Here is a 7,255-nt window from a genome sequence, read left to right on the forward strand (position 1 = left end):
CCACGGTGCGGCGGCAGTTGGGGACTGTTGCACTCAAGGTGGGGAGTTCGTGTTGCAGCGTCATCTTCATCGTCATGACGACGTCGATCTGGTGATGTCCGCGCTGGGGAGTGACCCCCAGTGCCTGCCGGTGCTGATCACATGGGGTGCGGCGCTGCGGCGGGATGTGGGTTCGGCCCTGCGGGAGGTCATCGCGACCAGAGCGTGGCAGAGCGACTCCCGTGTCCGCAGGGCCGCGGTGAACTGGCGTGAGGAACCCCGTTTCCAGGTCTTCCTCGACCACGGGCTCGAAAAGCGCCGCGACCGCGGCCCCAAATACGAGCACCTGGACATCGCTCTGCTGACATTCCCCGAAACCCGCGCCGCTCTCTACCGGGTGAACGAGGCGGAATGCCCGCAGCACTGCCGCACCCAGACCGGCACCTTTGCCGAGGACCGTCATGCGGATGACTACCGCGAGGCACTGTTCGGCTGGTACGCCGCCATCCAGCACGCACATGCCTGCGTCGTGCGGGCAGCGCGCTGGTTTACGGCCACCCAACCGTCCGACCCCCGCCGGCCTGAGACCTTCACCGACTGGATGAGCGGAACCCGGGGCCACCACAGCCACCACAGCAGCGCTACCGCACGGGAGACGGACCCGGCCGCCCAGCGCGCCGTGCAGGAAATCATCCTGATGATGCATGCCTGGAGCCCGCACACCTTCGAAGCCATCGACGTGGCCTTCCAGAAGGCGGAGGGACAAGACGCCTCCCACACCTGGGGCGGCAGCTTCGAGCCCGCCGGACGTCCCGAAGCCCAGGCCGCAGCAGAAGCACTCGCGAGCGTCCTGACCCCACAAGAACGTCAGCAGGTCCGGGACGCCATCGACGGTATCGAGGCCGACGAGGACCGCGACATGGACCTCGCGAAGGACAGCACACTGGCCTGCACCAGCGACCGCCACCGCACCTACGGCGCCGAATCCGGCGAGCGAGAGGACTGCGCCACAGCCCGGGCCCGCGTGTACGAGGAAGCCTCCCAGCCCTGGAGCGAAGGCGTCGACCACGCAGCCGAGGCCGCCCGCCTCGCCCGGTTCCTGCTCGGACCCCGCGACGACCGGATCAGCACCGCCCTCGCCGCGGCCCGCGCGGCCGTCGCCCGGAATATCACCGACACGACGCCACAGCTCTGGCACGACAACGCCCCACTCCTGAGGCAGGCCCGTGAAGCGACGGGACTCGATCTCCACGACGCCGCCCGGCACCTGGGCATCAAATCCGCCACGCTCGAGCGCTTCGAACAGGCAGCGGGCAAGCTCCCCGGACGCCCGGTCTCCCTCGGCTACCTCCAACTCCTCACCCTGGCCTGCACTCAGGCGGGCCACACCGTCCCCGCCTGCATCCCGCAGGCCATCTCCGAGCCGGTGATCTCACTGCCGACCACCCTGTAGGACACCACCGCACCCACATCCCTTGCCGGGCACCCCTGCGGCAGACCGGCTGAACCACAGACCCAGGTGCACCGGCACCTGAACCCACCAGCGGAGGTCTTCCGTGAAACGTGAGCGCGCCACCACGCTCCTCAACGACATGCTCGACCGCCTGGAGGAGGGAGGCTGGCCGCTGGACCTCGTGGACGAGATCCTCGTCTTCGGCTCCTACGCACGCGGCGCACTGAGCCCCTCAGACGTCGACCTGGTTGTCGAGCACCGCAGGGACGACCGCCTCACCTCAGAGTTCCTTCACTCCCTGTCCTACGGCGGCGACCCCTACGCCTCGATGAAGCGCGCCCTCAAGGGCAGAAGCCGCGGCCTGCAGATCCACTTCGGTGAACGCAAGACCCTCGAAGCGGAAGGGTTCGAGCTGACCTTGCTGTGGACACGGGGGGAACCCGTCGATGCCGCCCGCGCCCGGCTCACCGCCATCACCCCCGACCCCGAGGCGGGCCGGGCTCCACGCGACCACATGATCGAAGCCTTCGACGGCATCGACCGCTGGGTCCCGCGCCCGGTCCGCATCGATCTCACCGATCTCGTCGACCGAAAAGCCGCCACCATCCGCCAACTCCAGCTCCCCGACGCCGAACCCGCCCACCCCGCAGCCCTCGAGGCTCTCACCCGCTGGAGCGAGACGAGCCCGCTACGCCGCGCCGCAGCGGCTGTCCTCGCCCATCTCGAAGCCACCTCCCGCCCTCTAGATTCCGTCTACCTGCACGGGGAACCGGTCATCGGCAGTCGCTACAGCGACACCACCTGGCAGACCGGCATCGGATTCGGCTGGCGCCACTACCGCAGCATCTCCCACCACCTGCAAGAGGGCACCCACTGGTTCGAGGTCGTCCGCCCCACACGCACCCAGCCCCTGCACACGCTCCACGTCACCGTCCAGGACCGCTCCGCCCTCCCTCGCCTGTGACGAGAACGCCGATCCGCAGGTGAGTCCTGGTCGGCCGGCGTTGCCGGCCCGGCCGAACAGGACGGCAACGCGCGCCAGATACTCCGGCGCCACCGCATCGAGGTGCCGCACCTTCTTCACGGCCTGCTCGACCTCATGGCACGGCTGACCAGTGGCTGTGGCGTGCTCGGTGACGGCGGCCTGGAAAGGCGGCTGCCGCCTCGTACCAGCTACGCCTGTGGCCCCGCCTGGCGCCGCGGTTCTATTTCTACGACCCGCCAAGGCCCTCGAATGGTTCATCTCCCATCGGGCGCGGCCGCGGCGTACAGGGCGTGGTGCGTCAGCCCGAGGCGCCGCTGCGCCGGGCGTAGGCGCGGGCGGCGCGGGCGCGGTCGCCACAACGTGTGGAGCACCAGTGGCGCCGGCCGTGGGTGCGCAGGAGGAACCGGTCGCAGGGGACTGATCCGCAGGCGGCGAGGATGCCGGCGTCGGGACCGGTGAGCAGGTCGGCGGCGTCGGCGGCGAGGGTCGCCAGTGCGTGGTTGACGGCCTGGTCGGTGGGGTGCGCCTGGATGCGGCGCAGCCCCCGGGCCCCGTCCCAGGCGAGCAGGGGAGCGGTGGGCACGGCCGTGAGGGCCTCGTTCACCGCGCGCAAGGACTCCTCGGACGGGGCGGTGGTGTCGATGCGCGCGGCGAACAGGGCGCGGATGTGTGCGCGCAGCGTGCGCATCCGCTGTGCGCACACCTCGTACAGCTGCACGTCCGGGGCGGTCAGACCGTGGGCGGCGAGCCAACGCATGGCGGATTCCGGGGCGGCGAGCAGGTCGTAGCTCTGGCCGGCGGGCAGGGTGGCCGCGGTGTCGGCGAAGTCCAGGGAGCGGTACCGGTCGGCACCCGGTGCCGGGGGCAGAGCAGTCGGTGCCACGTCGGCGGCCAGGGTCTCATCCATGGCTCTCATGGTAGCTCTTGCATTTTTCCGTGATGCCTGCCTAGCCTGCAATCACGCTAACCACAGGTTTTTTTCGTGAGAAACGGAGACGTGATGTCTCAGCTCAACGCCAACCAGTTCCCGGTCCGCACCTTCGGCGGCCCGACCGCCCTGTTCGAGTACGGCGGCCTGCGCTTCCTGACCGACCCGACCTTCGACGGCCCCGGCGACTACCCCTCACCCGATGGCCCCACCCTGACCAAAACCGCACCCTCCGCCACCACACCCGCCGAGCTCGGCCCCATCGACGTGGTCCTGCTCTCCCACGACGAGCACGCCGACAACCTCGACACCTCCGGCCGCGCCCTGCTCGCCGACGCCCCCCTGACCCTCACCACCCCCGGCGGCGGCAAGCGCCTGGGGGCGAAGGCCAAGGGCCTGGCCGACTGGGAATCGATCGAGCTGGAACGCCCGGGCGGCGGCACCATCACGGTGACCGGGGTTCCTGCCATCCACGGCCCCGGCGCACGCGAGGAAGTCGAGCCCTTCGCCGGCCAGGTCGTCGGCTTCGTCCTGACAGGGGAGGGACTGCCGACGGTCTACGTCAGCGGCGACAACGCCTCACTCGACGCGGTCAGGGAGATCGCCGAGCGCTTCACCCCGATCGACACCGCCCTCCTGTTCGCCGGCGCCCCCCGTTTCCCCATGGTCTTCGACGGCAACCTGATCGTCCTGGACAGCGCCCAGGCGGCCGAGGCCACCCGGATTCTCGACGCCCGCCGTGTCGTCCCGGTCCACCACGACAGCTGGGCCCACTTCACCGAGGGCCGCGACGAGCTGGAGGCAGCCTTCGCCGCCGCGGACCTGACCAACCGCCTGGACCAGGACTGGACCCAACGCGCCTGAGCTTGTCTCTTAACCTCCGAGGCGGTCGCACTCGATGCTGCTGACAGGGCGCCTGATCGTCTTCCCGACGTCATAGTGGGCCGTGGGGCGGCGGCCCTACGAACCAAGTGGCCTTCCTGACCCAGGCGTTGAGGGTTTCTGTGCACTGGCCGGACAGCACAGATGCGGGCGAAGGATCCGAAACCCTCGGCGAACTCGGACCGGGGTGAGCCGGGCGGCCCCGGGGCATGGCGTTCGACGCCGACACCGGCCGCCTGGACGTCACGCCCGACACCCCGGGCCAGCAGCAGGACGTGTCGTTCTCCTCGAACGCGACGAGCCCCGCCTCCTTCAGGCGGTCAGTGGTGGCGGGGACCGTATCCGCAGAGTCGACCAGCCCCAGCCAGAGGCTGCGCCCTTTCCGTGCCATCGACGCCGTCGAGGACGCCAAAGGCGACTGATCCCGCGCATCCGACCCGATTGGACCGCTCGCCGCACCCCGTACAGCCCGGGTATCGCCCCTCCGGTCCGAGGTGATGCTCGTCAGCCCGTGGGTGTGCCGATCTGGTCGCGTTCGAGCACAGAGCGCAGCTTGGAGAGGGCCTGTGCGGCGGCCGCCGCTGAGGAGTTGTCGAGAGCGCCTCCGATCAGCTCGGCCGCTTTGGCGGTGAAGGTCTTCTCTGCGGCGTCGACGAGCTGGGTGCCGTTGTCGGTCAGGACCAGCAGTGACGAGCGGCGGTCGGCTGGGTTCGGCTGTCGGGCGGCCCAACCCTGCTTCTCCAGGCGGTCGATGGTTTTGCTGGCCGCCCCGATGCCGATGGCGAATTCGGCGGCGAGGTCCGCCACGCGGGACCCTGAGTGGTCGCGCAGGTAGCGCAGGGCTTCGAACTGCGAGGTGACGATCCCGTGCCGCTCGCGGAGCCGATCGTTGAGGGCGTTGTACAGACGCGTCTCGCATCGGACCAGGTCGGCGAAGAAGCCCGGGAGATCGACCGTTCCGCCGCTCGATGTGGATGCCATGGCATATAGTCTACGTTACATTCCAAGGCATATACTTCCATGGAAGCTACCTCTGACGGGAGCACACCTATGAGCAAGGAACAGCGCGCGAAGGTCGACGCGATACTGCGGCAACCGCGGCCCCAGGGCTCCCGGTCGCTCGCAGAGATCCGAGCCGGATTCGAAGCTCTGATGGCCCGGATGATCGTGCCCGACGGCATCCGCACCACACCCGCGAAGCTAGGCAACCGGCCCGCATTGCACGTCGAGCCGGACAGCGACCGCTCACACGCTGGGACGATCCTCTACTTCCACGGGGGCGGCTGGGTATACGGCTCCCCACAGAGCGTGCTGTCACTGACGGGACACCTTGTCGTCAAAACCTGCTTCGAGGCGTACTCGGTCGACTACCGACTCGCCCCCGAGCACCCGTTCCCGGCCGCGACACAGGACGCATTGAGCGCCTATCGCGCTCTCCTCGACAGCGGTCATGACCCTTCGGCCGTCGTATTCGCAGGGGACTCCGCAGGCGGCGGTCTCGCGGTGACGACCTGCCTGGCCGCCCGAGACGCAGGCCTCCCTCTGCCCGCCGCACTCGTCGCGTTCTCCGCAGGACTCGACGCCACCCGAACCGGCGAGAGCATGGACACCAAAACAGGCATCGACCCGATCTTCACCCGCGAGGCCCTAGAACACACCGGAGCCATGTACCTCGCCGGAGCCGACCCGCATCAGCCCCTGCTCAGCCCTGCCGTCCTCGCCGACCTGACCGGCTTCCCCCCGATGCTGCTCCAAGTAGGCACCAACGAGGTCCTGCTGGACGACTCCACACGCCTGGCCGCACGTGCGAGGACAGCCGGAGTGGACGTCATCCTGGATATCACCGCCGACGTGCCGCACGTGTTCCAGTCCTTCGCCGGCGTCTTGGACGAGGCGGACGAGGCACTGGACCGCGCAGCACTCTTCCTAAGCCAGCACATCCGCGCCACGAGCACAGCACACACGTCAGCAGCATAGGACCGCCCCCGGATTCACTCGGGCCATGACCTCCACCCCGGGTCTTGGCCGACCGCCGCCCAGCAGCGGGAGATGGATGCCTGATAACACCCGACCATTCATCAAGGCGGACGATCTGACCGTCGTACGTACCGTCTCCACACCACCACCCCGCCACGGCATTCAGGTCCAGGATGCTCGAATCCGGCATTACGACCGTGCTCCTCTAAGGCGGCGGAGGCGTGGGGCCCGGCCTCACCCGCGCCGTGCCTGCCCCCCCGGCCGGTTGTCGCGGCAAGACGCTAACGAGGTCGGTGCCCTACGTTCTCGCCCGCTCGGTCCCGCGACCGCGTCTCCACCACTGGTGTGCAAGGCGTAACTCCGCCTGGGAAGCGACGTCGACCAGTGACGTAGGTGTTGACCGCGCGAGGAACGAGGAGGAGCGGCCTTGGATACTGCCGATCACGTCACTGGCCTGTTCACCAGAATGTTCAGGCTCTCACCATCGTCAGTGCTCCCGGATATGCCGCTTCACCAGCTCGCGATCGACTCCCTCGCGCTCGAGGAACTGCGGCTGGTGATCGAGGAGGAGCTGTCCGTCGATACCAGTGATCACGGGAATCGGTCTGGTGACTGCGGCAGGCACAAACGTCAACCAGACCTGGACTGAGATCACCAACTCCGCTGCTCCTTCGACAGTCCGTCGGCCGGACATACTGCAGGGACTGCCCTGTGACTTCATGTACACGATCGAGGGTGTCGACGCCGACGCAGCACTGGGCGGAGCGATCCCTTGACCGCTTCGCCCAGATGGCTGGAGGACAAGCCGCATTGACGACCTATCAGAAATTCGGAGGAGAGCGGAGAGCGTTTAGGACTCCGCCGAGCAGCCAGCCTGAGAGGGATTCGCGGAGCGAATCCCTCTCTAGGGCCCGAATCGCGGAGCGAATTCGGGCCCCTGCCAACGGAGTTGGCAGGAATTCCGGCGGAGCCGGAATTCGGAATTGCGGAGCGATTCCCTTTTCCCGCCGCGTAGCGGCGGCGCGGCGTGTCTGCGGAGCAGACCGCGCGC

At 68.5% G+C, this 7,255-nt stretch carries 8 protein-coding genes and 1 pseudogene; 5 read left to right on the forward strand and 4 right to left on the reverse strand.

All coding sequences use genetic code 11. From position 1 onward, the window contains the following. Positions 1 to 49: 49 nt before the first annotated feature. Both ACZ7DY_RS35940 and ACZ7DY_RS35945 read left to right on the forward strand, forming a co-directional pair. Positions 50 to 1,432, forward strand: coding sequence for a helix-turn-helix domain-containing protein (locus ACZ7DY_RS35940; protein WP_471143305.1), 1,383 nt, complete (start codon positions 50 to 52; stop codon positions 1,430 to 1,432). A gap of 103 nt (positions 1,433 to 1,535) precedes the next feature. Next, positions 1,536 to 2,396, forward strand: a complete 861-nt coding sequence (locus tag ACZ7DY_RS35945; protein WP_471143307.1) for a nucleotidyltransferase domain-containing protein — start codon at positions 1,536 to 1,538, stop codon at positions 2,394 to 2,396. A gap of 319 nt (positions 2,397 to 2,715) precedes the next feature. Here the strand turns inward: ACZ7DY_RS35945 and ACZ7DY_RS35950 are convergent, their stop codons facing one another. Further along, the gene (locus ACZ7DY_RS35950; RefSeq protein WP_471143309.1) at positions 2,716 to 3,324 is read right to left on the reverse strand and encodes an ABATE domain-containing protein; all 609 of its coding nucleotides are present in this window, start codon (positions 3,322 to 3,324) and stop codon (positions 2,716 to 2,718) included. Between the two features lie 93 nt (positions 3,325 to 3,417). On the opposite strand from ACZ7DY_RS35950, the gene ACZ7DY_RS35955 reads away from it, so the two are divergent. Next, a complete protein-coding gene (locus tag ACZ7DY_RS35955; protein WP_471143311.1) occupies positions 3,418 to 4,209 on the forward strand; it encodes an MBL fold metallo-hydrolase in 792 nt (263 codons plus the stop codon). A gap of 9 nt (positions 4,210 to 4,218) precedes the next feature. Here the strand turns inward: ACZ7DY_RS35955 and ACZ7DY_RS35960 are convergent. Next, positions 4,219 to 4,425, reverse strand: a pseudogene (locus tag ACZ7DY_RS35960) (NF041680 family putative transposase); the annotation flags it as partial. A gap of 11 nt (positions 4,426 to 4,436) precedes the next feature. On the opposite strand from ACZ7DY_RS35960, the gene ACZ7DY_RS35965 reads away from it, so the two are divergent. After that, positions 4,437 to 4,649: a hypothetical protein gene (locus tag ACZ7DY_RS35965; protein WP_471143314.1), complete on the forward strand. Its 213-nt coding sequence runs from the start codon at positions 4,437 to 4,439 to the stop codon at positions 4,647 to 4,649. A gap of 82 nt (positions 4,650 to 4,731) precedes the next feature. Here the strand turns inward: ACZ7DY_RS35965 and ACZ7DY_RS35970 are convergent, their stop codons facing one another. Then, entirely contained in the window at positions 4,732 to 5,208 is a 477-nt protein-coding gene (locus ACZ7DY_RS35970; RefSeq protein WP_471143317.1) for a MarR family winged helix-turn-helix transcriptional regulator, read from the reverse strand. 69 nt (positions 5,209 to 5,277) lie between these two features. Between ACZ7DY_RS35970 and ACZ7DY_RS35975 the strand changes: the two genes are divergently transcribed. Next, complete coding sequence (locus ACZ7DY_RS35975; protein ID WP_471143320.1) at positions 5,278 to 6,204, forward strand: alpha/beta hydrolase; 927 nt, start codon at positions 5,278 to 5,280, stop codon at positions 6,202 to 6,204. Between the two features lie 487 nt (positions 6,205 to 6,691). Here ACZ7DY_RS35975 and ACZ7DY_RS35980 read toward each other — a convergent pair whose 3' ends face one another. Beyond that, the gene (locus ACZ7DY_RS35980) at positions 6,692 to 6,859 is read right to left on the reverse strand and encodes a hypothetical protein (RefSeq protein WP_471143322.1); all 168 of its coding nucleotides are present in this window, start codon (positions 6,857 to 6,859) and stop codon (positions 6,692 to 6,694) included. Between the last annotated feature and the right edge of the window lie 396 nt (positions 6,860 to 7,255).

The sequence above is a fragment of the Streptomyces sp. NPDC037013 genome, assembly GCF_055607265.1.